A 13,391-nucleotide genomic window follows, 5' to 3' on the forward strand; every position below is an offset into this window, starting at 1 on the left:
GTAATCGGCTACGAAGTCGCCAACCGTGCGGTGAGCCCGGAGACCCAGTCCTGGGCCTTGGAGAACGCCGCATCGGAATTGTGCGCATCCACCGATGAGGACAATCCCTCGGCGGCTGGGTAGGAGCCCAGGAAGCGCAGGTTGGGGCAGACCCGGTGCAGGCCACTGAGCGCATCGGCCACACGTTCCTGGGCCAGGTGCCCGTCGACATCCACGGAGAAGAAGTACTTGCCCATGCCTTCGCCGGTGGGGCGGGACTCGATGCGGCTGAGGTTGACCCCACGCACCACAAACTGTTCCAGGATGTCCATCAGCGCGCCCGGGCGGTCTTCGCTCAGCGGCAGGATCACGGTGCTTTTGTCGACCCCGGTGGGCGCGGGGATTGGGCCTGGCCGGGCCACCAACACGAAGCGTGTCACCGCTCCGGCGTTGTCTTCGATGCTGGTGCGCAGGACCTTCAGCCCGCGTTCTTCGGCGACCAGCGGGGAACAGATCGCCGCGTCATGGCTGGTTTCGTCCTCCAGCAGCCCCAGTGCACCTGCGGCCGTAGACGACGCTGGAATGAATTCGGCATTCGGCATATTCGATTCGGCCCAGCCGCGGCATTGCGCCCAGGCGTGGCCGTGGGTCGCGACGGAACGGATCTGGTCGATGGTGTCGATGTTGCTGCGCACGGCCAGCACAAAGCTGATCGTGACCAAGGCCTCGCGCATGATCTGCAACGGCTCCCCGGTCGCAATGGCGTCGAGCGTGGTCGAGACCCCGCCCTCGACAGAGTTCTCGATCGGGACCATGGCAGCATCGGCTTCCCCGGTACGGACCAGTTCCAGCGCCGCGTTGACGTTTGCTGCCGGGATGCGTTCTGAATCCCGTGCCTCTGGGACCTGCAAGAGGGCCGCTTCGGTGAAGGTGCCTGCCGGCCCCAGATAGGTGTAGATCATCGGACGTTAGGCTCCTGCCCGTTTTCGCTTTCAAGCTTCAGCCCGGCCTCGAGCCAGGCCCCGGAACCACCGGCGATGTTGAGGGCACTGTAGCCCTGCGCCACCAGCCACGCGGCCGCCTGGCCCGAGCGGCCACCGGTGCGGCAGATGACGTAAGCGTCGACATCCGGGTCGAGCTCCTCGTAGCGCATCGGCAAATCGCCCAACGGAATATGGACGGCGCCCGAGGCATGCCCCTCAACGAATTCGTACTCTTCACGAACATCCAGGATCAGTGCGCCGGATGGCACCTGGTCGACCGAAACCGTTTCAAAATCACTCATGGCTCTCCCTTGGCTCACTGCGTGGACTGTTGATCCCCAGCCTAGCGCCCGCCGGCCTACGGCCACCGCCTCGATGAAGCCGATGTTGCGCGTTCTTGCGCGGCAATCGGGGCCGCACTAGGACACCACTAGCGCCCTTGGTACCAACCCGTACTAGTCTCGAAGGTGTCGCCATGGTGGCGACCGGATCCTCGTTTCCGTAGCGGGCGGGCCCGGCGGCCACATTTTTGCAAGGGAGTCCACGATGACCGAGATATCCGAGTTCGATGCTCTGGGGTTGCGCAACGCGCTGGCCACGAAGGAAGTCTCCGCACGCGAAGCCACCGCGCATTTCCTGGCGAAGATCGAGGAGCTGAACCCTTCGCTGGGTTCCTTTGTCACGGTGACCGCGGACCTGGCCCTCCAGACTGCGGCGCGTGCGGATGACGCCCTGGCCGCGGGTGCGGTGCCGGGAATGCTGCACGGGATGCCGCTGGCCTACAAGGACCTGCTGGATGTTACAGGGATTGCGACAGGCTACGGCACCGCGGCGTTCGAGCCGGTCATCGCGAAGCAGGATTCACCGCTTGTGGCGGTACTCTCCGGCACCGGGGCCATCGGTCTGGGCAAGACCCAGGTCCCGGAATTCGGGTTGAGTTGCCACTCGGAAAACGAAGTCTCCCCCCCGGCCCGCAACCCGCTGGATGCCACCCGTTCGGCCGGAGGTTCCAGTGGCGGGCAGGCCGCGGCAATCGCAGCGGGAATGCTGCCGTTCGGTCCGGGCAATGACGGCGGCGGCTCGGTGCGCATCCCCGCCTCCGCCTGCGGGCTGATCGGGCTCAAGCCGGGCCTCGGAACCATTCCCACCGATGTGTTGGATGGCAAGGTCGATGCCTTCGGCGCACCCCGGCTCACGGTCTCCGGGCCGCTGGCCCATACCGCCGCCGATGCTGCCCTGCTCATGGATGCCATGGTCGACGCCACCGCAGAGACCTTCCTGGAGGCGGTCTCCGAACCTGCCCTGGAGGCATTGCGTTCACTGCGCATCGGCATCAGCACCGCCAGCCCCTTCTCCTCGGTGTACCCAATCACGTTGTCCCCCGACACCCGCGCGGCGCTGGATGCGGGCATCAAACGCCTGGGTGCCTTCGGGCACCACATGGAGGAAGCCGAGCTCTACTACGACGCGGCCTACCCGGAGAACTTCTCCACGGTTTGGACCTCCGGACTGGCCGCGGCCCCGATCCCACCGGGAAGCGAATCCAAGCTCGGCACCCTGGCCCGGTCCTTCCGTGAACGTGCCATCGCCCGGGACAAATCCACCAGCCTCGCCGCAGCACGCCGGTTGACGGAGATCGCGGCGGACTTCCGCACCCAATGGGGACGTTACGACGTCATCCTCACCCCCGCCATGGCGTTTGCTCCCCCCAAAATCGGCTTCTACACCTCGCAGGATGCCGACACCGACTACATGCGCCAATGCCAGTACACGCCCTACACCTCGATGGTGAATGTTTCGGGTCTTCCAGCGATCACGGTTCCGACTTTTACCACGGCCGACGGCTTCTCGATGGGCGTGCAGATCATCGGGCGGGCAGGCTCCGAGGCCCGTTTGCTGACGCTGGCCGCACAGCTGACCAAAATGTGAGATTGGTCTACAAAGTAGGCATGGCGCACGTCACGGGCTAAAAATTGATGACATGTCTATATCCACGCCGCAGAAGGAACAGTCCTCGACTGGTTTCTTCGGCCACCCTAAAACGCTCTCGAATCTGTTCAGCATCGAGATGTGGGAGCGCTTCTCCTTTTACGGGATGCAAGCGATCCTGGCGTACTACATGTATTTCTCGGTTTCCGAGGGCGGGCTCGGCCTGTCCAAGGACCTGGCGCTGTCCCTAGTCGGCGCCTATGGCGGTGCCGTCTACCTGAGCACCATCCTGGGCGCCTGGCTGGCTGACCGCCTGCTGGGTTCCGAGAAGGTCCTGCTCTGCGCGGCCTTCATGATCATGGCCGGGCACATCGGGTTGGCCGTGCTCCCCGGCGCCACGGGCCTGGCTGTCGGTCTGGTGCTGGTTGCCGTGGGCTCCGGCGGGCTGAAGGCCAATGCCACCGCGCTGGTCGGCTCGCTGTATTCCAAGGAAGACACCCGGCGCGACGCTGGTTTCTCCATCTTCTACATGGGCGTGAACATCGGCGGCCTGCTTGGCCCGCTGCTCACCGGCTTCTTGCACCAGCGCTGGGGCTTCCACATCGGCTTCGCCGCTGCAGCCCTGGGCATGGCAGTGGGCGTGGGAATCTATCTGACCGGTCGCAAGAACCTGCCCGAATCGGTCAAGGTGGTCGGCAACCCGTTGCCGGTCAACGAGCGCAAAAAGTACCTGCTGGGTCTGCTCGCCTTCATCGCCGTGGTGGTGGTCGCCTTCGCACTGAAGCTCATCACCGCCGAATCGTTGGCCCGCACGATTGCCTACGCCGTCATCCTGGCCTCGGTCATCTACTTCGCCTTGTTGCTGCGTTCCAAGCGCGTCACCGCGGTGGAGCGCAAACACGTGCTGGCATTCATCCCGTTGTACATCGCCTCCGCAGCATTCTGGGCGTTGTTCCAGCAGCAGTTCACCTTCATCGCCGTGTACTCCGAGGAGCGCCTGGACCGCACACTGTTCGGCTGGGAAATGCCGGCTTCCTGGGTCCAGTCGATCAACCCGGTGTTCATCATCGTGCTGGCCGGGGTATTCGCGGCGTTGTGGACCAAGCTTGGAACCCGCCAGCCGGGCACCGTGATGAAGTTCTCCGCCTCGCTGATCATTGTCGGGCTGGCCTTTCTGGTGTTCATCCCTCTGGAGTCGCTGGAGAAGACCCCGCTGCTGGCCTTGGTGGGAATCTTGTTCCTGTGCACCCTCGCCGAGCTGCTGCTGAGCCCCATCGGGCAATCGGTGACCACCAAATTGGCCCCGGCGGCCTTCGGCACCCAGATGATCGCGCTCTTCTTCCTCTCGGTGTCCCTAGGCACCACGCTAGCCGGCATCTTGGCCGGTTTCTACACCGAGGGCAATGAGATCACCTACTTCTTGGTCCTGGGCGGAACCGCGATCGTGCTGGGCCTAGCCCTGCTGCTCTCCGCCCCGGCCCTGAAGAAGCTGATGGGCGAGGTCCGCTAAGACCCAGCAGCAAGCCGAAAAAGAACGGCGCCCGCCAACGGAACTGGATTCCGTCGGCGGGCGCCGTTTCGCTTGGCCAGGCACGGGCCTACGATTACCGGGTCAGTAGTAGATGGCGCTGCTGGCGAACAAACCGACAGTGACCAGACCGCCGACCAGCAACAAAAACAGCAGCCCTAGATAACCGGTGATCAGGCCACCAATCGCCACACCACGCATGTGCGGCTCACGTCGCAGGGCCATATGCCCGCAAATGATCGCCACGATCTCGGGGACCAGCAGTAACCCCAAGCTAAGCAGGCCGACGATCCCGGAAACCAGGGAGACGATGGCCAGCACTCCCGAGGGTCGTTGGGTCTGGGCCGGGTAACCCGGCTGCTGATACTGCTGCGGATAGCCATGCTGCGGGCCCTCGTGGTTCCACGCATCTGGGCCGCCTCCAGGTCCCCGAGGCGCGCTCGGGTAGCCGGAACCGTGTGGGGCACCGCCGATCGGCGGTGCGTCCAGCGGCATGTCCAGATACGGGTTGCGCGATGCGCCCGGGTGTGGGTTCTGCGACCAGCGCGGGTCATGCGGATCGTTAAACGACGGATCCACTGTGGACTCACGCGCTCCGTCTTTGTCCTTGGCCATGTTTTCCTTCCGGCGAGCTGGCCGACGCGGCTCGGGATGCTGCCCCTGCTGCTCGGCTTCTAGCTCCCCAGTTTAGCGTTCACTCCGGGCCACAGCGTGCGCACATCGACCGCTCAGGAACCGGTGGGAGAGTTGAGATTATGGACAAGGAAAACCCACCTCCAGCCACACGTTCCCACCCGAGGCACCATGCTGTGCCACCGTACTTGTTGGTCTCGATGGCCGCCTGCGACGGCGTGTGGGAAGCCCCGGAGGCGATGCGAGAATTCATCGCGCCTCCGGTGGCCCCTGAGGACCGGGATCTTCCTGGCGCACCGGGCCAATCCGCCGGCTCGGACTTCGAAACCCGCAGTCGCATCGCCACCCGCGCACGCCAGACGTTGCTGCTTGACCAAGCGCTGCTGCACGAGCGGGCCACCACACACGCAGACATCGCCCGTCTCATGGATCCGACCGGACGGCTCGCACGGATCATTTCCGACGCCCAGGGCGCGGAGAGCACCCCCGGGAACCCCGTGCGCGCCGAGGGCGAGTCTCCCATCCAAGACCTAGACGTCAACCGTGCCTATGACGGTCTGGGCGCGGTCTACGAGTTCCTTGCAGACATGTTCAAACGCTCCAGTCTCGACGGTTCCGGGTTGGTGCTGCGCGGCACCGTTCATTACGGCCAGTACTACGACAACGCGTTCTGGGATGGTACCCAAATGGTGATGGGCGATGGGGACGGGGAGGTTTTTAATTCCTTCACCTCCTCGCTGTCGGTGATCGCGCACGAACTCGGACACGGGCTGCTGCAATACACCACTAACCTGGATTATCAGGGCCAATCAGGTGCCTTGAACGAGTCGATAGCCGATGTCATGGGTGCGCTGGTGGAGCAATTCGTGGCCGGGCAGGACGCGGCCTCTGCCAGCTGGCTGATCGGCGAGGGCCTGTTCACCGACGCGGTGCACGGGGTGGCCCTTCGGTCCATGGCCGCCCCGGGCACAGCCTATGACGACCCGATCCTGGGCAAGGACCCACAACCGGCCACCATGGCCGGCTATCTGGACACGACCGAGGACAACGGTGGGGTGCACCTGAACTCGGGTATCCCCAACCACGCCTTCTACCTCTTCGCCACCGCACTGGGCGGCAACGCCTGGGAAACCGCCGGGTCCCTATGGTTCAACGTCATTGCCACCCGCGCCCTGCCACAGGACGCGGACTTCGGCATCTTCGCCGAGCAGACCCTGCTGCAGGCCCGACGCGACCACGGTGCCGGATCCGCTATCGAGCTGGCCCTAGTCGAGGCCTGGGACGCCGTGGGGGTCCACCCCGTCGTCCAGGAGGCAGTCAATGAATGAGGTCCCTGACGAGCCGCTGGTCATCCGGGTGGCCCGATCCGGCGGGGTCGCAGGCATGACCCGTACCGGAACGCTGGAATTACACCCCCAATCCCCCACATCCGGGCAGGAAACCTCCTGGGTTGCGCTGGCCCAAGAGGCATTAGCCGAGCTACGGGCGGCAAAGGAATCCGCGGCACCGTCGCAGCTACGTGACAGCTTCATGTGGTCGCTGGACTTCGATGGAGAAAAGCATTCGGTGGCAGATGCTCTGTTGACCGGGCCGGCACGCACCCTGGCCGAACACATCATCGGGACCCCGCTGCCACGTTGAGCGGTGAATGGGCGCGCCGACTTGTCCGGGCACCAGAACCCAATCAATGAGAAACTAACTTCATGGCCCATCCTCGCGCCGGGACCCCGGCACTGCCCCAAGACCTGATCGACCTTTCAGCGGTGCGCGACGCGTACTTCGACACTCACCCGGATCCCGCTGACCCCGCCCAGCGCGTGGCCTTTGGCACCTCCGGACACCGCGGCACCTCATTAAACGGTTCCTTCAACGAGGACCACATCGCTGCGATCACCCAGGCGATCGTGGAGTACCGCCGCAACGCCGGGATCACTGGGCCGTTGTTCGTCGGCAAGGACACCCACGCACTCTCCGACCCCGCCCAGGACACGGTCTTGGAGGTACTGGCGGGCAACGATGTGGCCATCCTGGCTGACGCGCGCAATGGGTGGACCCCCACCCCCGCGCTGAGCCATGCGATCTTGGCGCACAACGCGGACCCTGCGGCACCGCGCGCCGATGGCATCATCATCACTCCCTCGCACAACCCGCCTGCAGACGGCGGACTGAAGTACAACCCGCCGCACGGCGGACCCGCGGACACCGATGCCACCTCCTGGATCGCTAACCGCGCCAACGAGCTGCTGGAGGCCAAGATGGACGGGGTCAAGCGCACCTCGCTGGGCGTCGCGCGGCTGAATGGCAAGATCGGCACGTTCGACTTCATGAACGCCTACGTCCGGGACCTGGACTCGGTGCTGGATCTCGAGGCGATCCGCGCCTCGGGGCTGCGCATCGGCGCGGACCCGATGGGTGGGGCCGCGGTGGATTACTGGGGTGCGATCGCCGAAATCCACAAGCTGGATCTGAGCGTGGTGAACCCCGGGGTGGACCCGCGCTTCGCGTTCATGACCCTGGACACCGATGGGAAGATCCGTATGGATTGTTCCTCGGCCCACGCGATGGCCTCGCTGGTTGCCGCGCGCGACGCCTATGACATCTCCACGGGAAACGACGCGGACGCGGACCGCCATGGCATCGTCACCCCCGATGCCGGGCTGATGAACCCCAACCACTTCCTGGCGGTGGCCATCGACTACCTCTACACCCACCGCACCGGCTGGTCCGCCGATGCCGGCATCGGCAAGACGCTGGTCTCCTCCTCGATGATCGATAAGGTCGCGGCAAAACTTGGTCGCACCCTGATGGAGGTCCCGGTGGGCTTCAAATGGTTTGTGCCGGGCCTGCTGGATGGCACCGGGGCCTTCGGCGGCGAGGAATCCGCCGGTGCATCGTTCCTGCGCCGTGACGGACGCACCTGGACCACCGACAAGGACGGGATCCTGCTGGCGCTGCTGGCCAGCGAGATCACCGCGGTGAGCGGTTCCAGCCCCTCGAAGCACTACGCGGCATTAGCCGCCGAGCACGGCGCACCCGCCTACGCACGCATTGACGCCGTCGCGGACCGTCACCAGCGGGAGGTACTGGCCAATCTGGCGGCCAGCGACGTCACGGCCGATTCATTGGCCGGGGAAAAAATCACCGCGCGGCTCACCGAGGCCCCCGGCAACGGGGCGAAGATTGGCGGGTTGAAGGTCACCACAGCCAACGCCTGGTTCGCCGCACGCCCGTCGGGCACGGAGGACAAATACAAGATCTACGCCGAGTCGTTCCTGGGAGCCGAGCACCTGGACCGCGTGCAATCCGAGGCAAAAACCATCGTCGACACAGTCCTAGGTTAAGCGCAACCGCCCCGCACCACCCCGGCAAGGAAACATTTCAAGGACTGTCTGACCTGCAAGCATGCATGATGAGGAATGTTTAATGTGGGGCGACGACCGCATCACGGTCGGCGCCCCGGGTGCACCCTAGAGCAGCCGCTTGATGAGCTTGGCCTTAGCCCAGGTGTATGGCGGATACACGGCCTTGAGCGTATCGATTACCGTGGTTTTGCCCATCACCGCACGCATCTGCGAGAGCCGCTCAAAGCCATGCCTCCCGTGGTATGCACCCATGCCAGAGGCCCCGACACCGCCGAACGGCAGACCCGGAACGGCAAGGTGCAGGGATGGGGCGTTGTGCACGATGGCCCCGGCACGCACCTGGTCGCCGAAGGAGGACTGCAGCCGCGGGTTCTCGGAAAACAGGTAGGCCACCAGGGGGTTGGGTCGCGCGTTGATGAAGCGCACGGCCGCGTCGAAGCTGTCCACGGCAACGATCGGCAGAATCGGGCCGAAGATCTCCTCACGCATCAGCGGAGAATCGGGGTCCACATTGATGATCACCGTCGGTTCGATCTTCAGGGTGTCGCGGTCATGCCCGCCTCCGACGACGATCTGGCCATCATCCAGACAGGCAACCAGCCGGTCGAAGTGCGCGGTGTTCACGATGCGTCCATAGTCGCGGCTGGCCATCGGATTCTTGCCGTAGAACGCGGTGATGACCTTGCCCAGCTGCTTTTCCAGGTTCTGATCGGTGTCCCCCACCGCCAGCACGTAATCCGGTGCCACACAGGTCTGCCCGGCGTTCATGAATTTACCGAAGACCAGCCGGCGGGCCACGGCGGAGGAGGAAGAATCCATCACCACGGCCGGGGACTTGCCGCCCAATTCCAGGGTCACCGGGGTCAACTGCTCCGCGGCGGCCCGCGCCACGATCTTCCCGACCCGCTCCCCACCGGTGTAAAAGATGTGGTCAAAATGCTGTTCCAACAGGTGGGTACTGGTGGAGGCCCCGCCCTGGATGACGGCGCAGGCCCGGTGGTCCATGAATTGCGGGATCAACCTGCCCAACAACGCCGAGGTGGAAGGGGCCAACTCCGAGGGCTTGATGACGGTGACGTTCCCTGCGGCAATCGAGGCAACCAGCGGGGCCAAGACCAACTGCAGCGGGTAGTTCCAGGCGCCGATGATCAGCACCACGCCCAGGGGTTGCGGCTCGATCTTGGCCGCGGCCGGCTGCAACGCCAACGGCACCTTCACGGCCTTGGATTCCATCCATTCGGAGAGGTGCAGCTGCGCGTGATCGATCTCCGCGCGCACCATGTCCACTTCCGTCATCCTGGCCTCGACGGGGCTCTTGCCCAGGTCGTCGGCCAGCGCGTCAAGGAAGTCTTGTTCGTGTGCCTCGAGCATGCGCTCCAGCGCCTTGAGCTGCGAGGCGCGAAACCGCCGCGGGTGCGCCAGCCTGGTGGCCACCACATCGTGCATGGAGGCAACGATCTCCGCGATGTTCGCAGGTGCCTCGGCGACCACCTCCGGTAGCTCGAGCTCGCTCAGCGCCCGCGACGAAGAAGACGCGACGACATGGTGTGGTTTTTCGGTTGTGCCCATCTCACGAGCCTACGACGGGCGCGGGCCGTGCAACAGGGCGCCACGCGTGCCCACCGGACAGTAAACCTCCAGGAGCATCGCGCCCGGTCCGGTGCATCGCGCCGGGTTGAGGCCGGTACTCGACGCACATTTGCCGCCGCGGGCGCCGGTTGAGATAGGCTCGCGGGTAGTGACACGGGGTGTCGGCGCGCATGCGGCCGGCTGAGATAAGACCCGTAGAACCTGATCTAGTTCGTACTAGCGGAGGGATGTTGCTTCATGGAATCCATGGTGCCTTCTATCGTGTTTACACCCGGCGAGCTCGCCGATGCCCTGGGCGCACTGCGCGCCTCCACCCCGTTGGTGCAGGTGCTGACCAACGCCGTGGTCACCAACTTCACCGCCAACGTGCTGCTTGCCGCTGGCGCATCGCCCGCGATGGTCGATGTCCCCGGGGAAGCAGGCGGATTCGCCGCCGTGGCCTCGGGCATGCTGGTGAACCTGGGCACCCCGCACGGCGAACAGCGCGCCGCGATGGCCGAGGCCGTTGCCGCCGCCAATGCCGCCGGAACACCCTGGGTCCTGGACCCGGTGGCCGTCGGATCGTTGGGCATACGCACCAACTTCGCCTTGAAGCTGCGAGATGCCTCCCCCACGGTGATCCGCGGCAACGCCTCGGAAATCATGGTGCTGGCCGAAGCAGGCAGCGGTGGGCGCGGGGTGGAGGCCACCGACACGGTCGATTCGGCCAGCGCCGCGGCCACGGCCCTGGCCCTGCGCAGCGGAGCGGTGGTTGCCGTCTCCGGAGAAGCGGATCTGATTACCGACGGGACGCGCACCGTACACGTGCACGGCGGCAGCAAGATGCTCACCTTGGTGACCGGCGGCGGGTGCGCTCTGGGAGCCATCTGCGCGGCGTTCCTGTCGCTCACCGATGACGCATTGTTGGCGGCCGTCGCCGGACACGCGTGCTATTCGGCAGCTGCCGAACGCGCCGAGGCCATCGCCTCCGGGCCGGGCAGCTTCGCGGTAGCCTTCCTTGACGCGCTGCACACCCTGACCCCGGCCGAATTGGCCTCCACGGCGGTGCTTTCCTGATGCCCGCCGGAATCTACCTGGTCCTGGACTCTGCCTCCACCGCCGGTCGCAGCTTAGAAGAGATCGTCAAGGCGGCGGTGGCCGGCGGGATCAAAACCGTCCAGTTGCGCTGCAAGGACATGCCTTCCGGGAAATTCGTGGACCTGGTAATGGCTTGCGCCCACCACACCTCCGGGCACGCGGAGCTGCTGGTCAACGACCGCGTCGATGTGTACCTCGCGGCCCGTGCCGCGGGCGCCGAGGTCCAGGGCGTGCACATCGGCCAGTCCGATATCCGCGCGGAGCTGGTGCGTGAACTCATCGGTCCCGACGCGGTGCTGGGCCTCTCCGCCTCCACCGCTAAGGAGATCGAAGCCGCCAACCAGCTCAACGCGTCTGCCCCGGGCACCATCGACTACCTGGGGGTCGGCGCGGTCCATGCGACGCCCACCAAGAAGGACCATCCCGAACCGCTGGGTTATGCGGGCTTGGCCGCGGCAGTGGCCCGCAGCCATGCCCCGGTAGTTGCCATCGGAGGGCTGGGCGCCATCGATATCGAGGCAGTGGCGGCCTCGGGGGCCGCCTCCATGGCCGTGGTGCGCGCGATCTGCGCCGTCGAAGACCCGCGCGAGGCCACCGCGGCACTGATCGATCTCTGGAAGGCAGAAACACCATGAACCCCGTGCACGGCACCAAAAACATTCTTTCCATCGCCGGGTCCGACCCTTCCGGGGGCGCAGGGATCCAGGCCGATTTGAAGTCCATTGCCGCGGCCGGGGGCTACGGCATGGCGGTCATCAGCGCGCTGACGGCACAAAACACCCACGGCGTGAACGCGGTGCACGTCCCGCCTGCCGGGTTCCTGACCGAACAGCTACGCGCCATCGGCACCGACATCCGCATCGATGGAATCAAGATCGGGATGCTGGCCAACGCGCAGGTCATCAACGAGCTCACCGACTGGCTGGCCGAGTTCCGCGGTGCTGCCACGCAGGCCGGCACCCCGGTCCCGGCCGTGGTGCTGGACCCGGTCATGGTGGCCACCAGCGGAGACACGCTGTTAGATGAGGCGGCCGGGGCGGCGCTGCGCAGGCTCTTCGCCCACGCCGATGTCATCACCCCCAATATCCCCGAGCTAGCGGTGCTTGCCGGGGCCGCGGAGGCCGCCGACTGGGACAGCGCGATTGACCAGGCCCGGGAGCTCGCGGCTCGCTACGAGGTGCTGGTGCTGGCCAAGGGCGGTCACTTGGACTCCGCGCGCTGCCGCGACGGAATCATCGACGCCTCCGGCGTGCTTTTCGAGGTGGAATCCGCGCGCCATTCCACGGCCAATACGCACGGCACCGGCTGCTCGCTGTCCTCGGCTCTGGCCACGTTTTACGCGCGCAGCGGCGACTGGGGGGCCGCGTTGCGCAGCTCCAAGACCTGGCTGGATACCGCGATCGCCCGCTCCGGGGAACTCGAGGTCGGATCCGGGCACGGACCAATCAATCACCTCGCCAGGCTCTGGGATGGGGCGGCGATTGACGTCGCAGGCGATGCGCTTCAGGCGTGGTGGGAGCGGATCTCCCCGATCCGTACGGCCATCGACGAACTGGGCTTCATCCGTACCCTGCAGGACGGCTCGCTGGATGCCGCGGATTTCGAGGACTATCTGGGCCAGGACGCGATCTATCTGCGCGGCTATGCGCGCGCGATGTCGCGGGCCGCGGCGCTGGCCCCCGACACCGAATCGCAACGCTTCTGGGCCGCTGCGGCCAGCAGTTGCCTCGAGGAGGAACTGGCGCTGCACCGCGGCAGGCTGGCCGGGCCCCTCCCGGAACCGTCCCCGAGCACCACCGCCTATCTGAACCACCTGTTGGCCGGCACCGATAGCTACCCGGTGCTCGCCGCCGCGGTGCTGCCCTGCTTTTGGATCTACCAAGACGTCGGAACCCGGCTGGCGGCAGCCAACCACCGGGCCCACCCCTATGCCGATTGGTTATCCACCTATGCGGACCCGGGGTTCGAGGAAGCAACTGCCGCGGCGATTGCCCTGGTGAACGGCGTGCACGCGGCTGCCGATGCACGCACCCGTCAGGCGATGTGGTGCGCGTTTGAGGCCTCGGCCCTCCACGAACTGGCGTTCTTCGCGCAGACCGCTGCCGAAGGTCCGCGGCAGGCGACGAATACCGCGGCCGCGGACTTCGCGCCGGAAGGCGATGCGGTACCTGCCCGGTAGCGGCATCGGCGGGCGGTGGCTCCCGGTTCGGTCAGCTGCTCCCCGCGGGACCGAAAAGGCTCTTGCCCGATGCGGGTAAAATGCACGAGGGGGTTTCGCGTGGTGCGCCGCGCATACCCCGTCCATCACCC

Annotated in this window: 12 protein-coding genes and 1 riboswitch; of the genes, 8 read left to right on the forward strand and 4 right to left on the reverse strand. The window is 65.7% G+C overall.

All coding sequences use genetic code 11. The features are described from left to right. Nucleotides 1-8: 8 nt before the first annotated feature. A complete protein-coding gene (gene pheA / locus ADIAG_RS00125) occupies nucleotides 9-941 on the reverse strand; it encodes a prephenate dehydratase (RefSeq protein WP_007269235.1) in 933 nt (310 codons plus the stop codon). Further along, nucleotides 938-1,264, reverse strand: a complete 327-nt coding sequence (locus tag ADIAG_RS00130; protein WP_007269236.1) for a rhodanese-like domain-containing protein — start codon at nucleotides 1,262-1,264, stop codon at nucleotides 938-940. The genes pheA and ADIAG_RS00130 overlap by 4 nt, the downstream gene beginning before the upstream one ends. 244 nt (nucleotides 1,265-1,508) lie before the next feature. On the opposite strand from ADIAG_RS00130, the gene ADIAG_RS00135 reads away from it, so the two are divergent. Beyond that, complete coding sequence (locus tag ADIAG_RS00135; protein ID WP_007269237.1) at nucleotides 1,509-2,891, forward strand: amidase; 1,383 nt, start codon at nucleotides 1,509-1,511, stop codon at nucleotides 2,889-2,891. A gap of 52 nt (nucleotides 2,892-2,943) precedes the next feature. Beyond that, the gene (locus ADIAG_RS00140) at nucleotides 2,944-4,401 is read left to right on the forward strand and encodes a peptide MFS transporter (protein ID WP_007269238.1); all 1,458 of its coding nucleotides are present in this window, start codon (nucleotides 2,944-2,946) and stop codon (nucleotides 4,399-4,401) included. A gap of 102 nt (nucleotides 4,402-4,503) precedes the next feature. Here the strand turns inward: ADIAG_RS00140 and ADIAG_RS19740 are convergent, their stop codons facing one another. Further along, nucleotides 4,504-5,034 carry a DUF4190 domain-containing protein gene (locus ADIAG_RS19740; RefSeq protein WP_007269239.1) on the reverse strand — a complete coding sequence of 177 codons (531 nt, stop codon included), beginning with the start codon at nucleotides 5,032-5,034 and terminating at the stop codon, nucleotides 4,504-4,506. 140 nt (nucleotides 5,035-5,174) lie between these two features. Here ADIAG_RS19740 and ADIAG_RS00150 point away from each other — a divergent pair, with 140 nt between their 5' ends. From ADIAG_RS00150 to pgm, 3 genes are all read left to right on the forward strand, one after another. Beyond that, a complete protein-coding gene (locus tag ADIAG_RS00150; protein WP_007269240.1) occupies nucleotides 5,175-6,380 on the forward strand; it encodes a M4 family metallopeptidase in 1,206 nt (401 codons plus the stop codon). Then, nucleotides 6,373-6,693 carry a protealysin inhibitor emfourin gene (locus ADIAG_RS00155; RefSeq protein ID WP_007269241.1) on the forward strand — a complete coding sequence of 107 codons (321 nt, stop codon included), beginning with the start codon at nucleotides 6,373-6,375 and terminating at the stop codon, nucleotides 6,691-6,693. The genes ADIAG_RS00150 and ADIAG_RS00155 overlap by 8 nt, the downstream gene beginning before the upstream one ends. Nucleotides 6,694-6,755: 62 nt before the next feature. Next, a complete protein-coding gene (gene pgm, locus ADIAG_RS00160; protein WP_007269242.1) occupies nucleotides 6,756-8,393 on the forward strand; it encodes a phosphoglucomutase (alpha-D-glucose-1,6-bisphosphate-dependent) in 1,638 nt (545 codons plus the stop codon). 126 nt (nucleotides 8,394-8,519) lie between these two features. Here pgm and ADIAG_RS00165 read toward each other — a convergent pair whose 3' ends face one another. Next, the gene (locus ADIAG_RS00165; protein WP_007269243.1) at nucleotides 8,520-9,983 is read right to left on the reverse strand and encodes an aldehyde dehydrogenase family protein; all 1,464 of its coding nucleotides are present in this window, start codon (nucleotides 9,981-9,983) and stop codon (nucleotides 8,520-8,522) included. A gap of 165 nt (nucleotides 9,984-10,148) precedes the next feature. After that, nucleotides 10,149-10,249, forward strand: a riboswitch (TPP riboswitch). Here ADIAG_RS00165 and thiM point away from each other — a divergent pair. The 3 genes from thiM (at nucleotide 10,242) to ADIAG_RS00180 (ending at nucleotide 13,260) form a co-directional block, all read left to right on the forward strand. Then, the gene (gene thiM, locus ADIAG_RS00170) at nucleotides 10,242-11,060 is read left to right on the forward strand and encodes a hydroxyethylthiazole kinase (RefSeq protein WP_007269244.1); all 819 of its coding nucleotides are present in this window, start codon (nucleotides 10,242-10,244) and stop codon (nucleotides 11,058-11,060) included. (Overlaps the previous riboswitch by 8 nt.) Next, nucleotides 11,060-11,716, forward strand: coding sequence for a thiamine phosphate synthase (gene thiE / locus ADIAG_RS00175; RefSeq protein ID WP_007269245.1), 657 nt, complete (start codon nucleotides 11,060-11,062; stop codon nucleotides 11,714-11,716). Before thiM ends, thiE begins: the two co-directional genes overlap by 1 nt. Continuing rightward, nucleotides 11,713-13,260, forward strand: coding sequence for a bifunctional hydroxymethylpyrimidine kinase/phosphomethylpyrimidine kinase (locus ADIAG_RS00180; protein ID WP_007269246.1), 1,548 nt, complete (start codon nucleotides 11,713-11,715; stop codon nucleotides 13,258-13,260). The genes thiE and ADIAG_RS00180 overlap by 4 nt, the downstream gene beginning before the upstream one ends. Nucleotides 13,261-13,391 lie beyond the last annotated feature (131 nt).

The organism is Paeniglutamicibacter gangotriensis Lz1y (assembly GCF_000348945.1).
GTDB classification, from domain to species: domain Bacteria; phylum Actinomycetota; class Actinomycetes; order Actinomycetales; family Micrococcaceae; genus Paeniglutamicibacter; species Paeniglutamicibacter gangotriensis.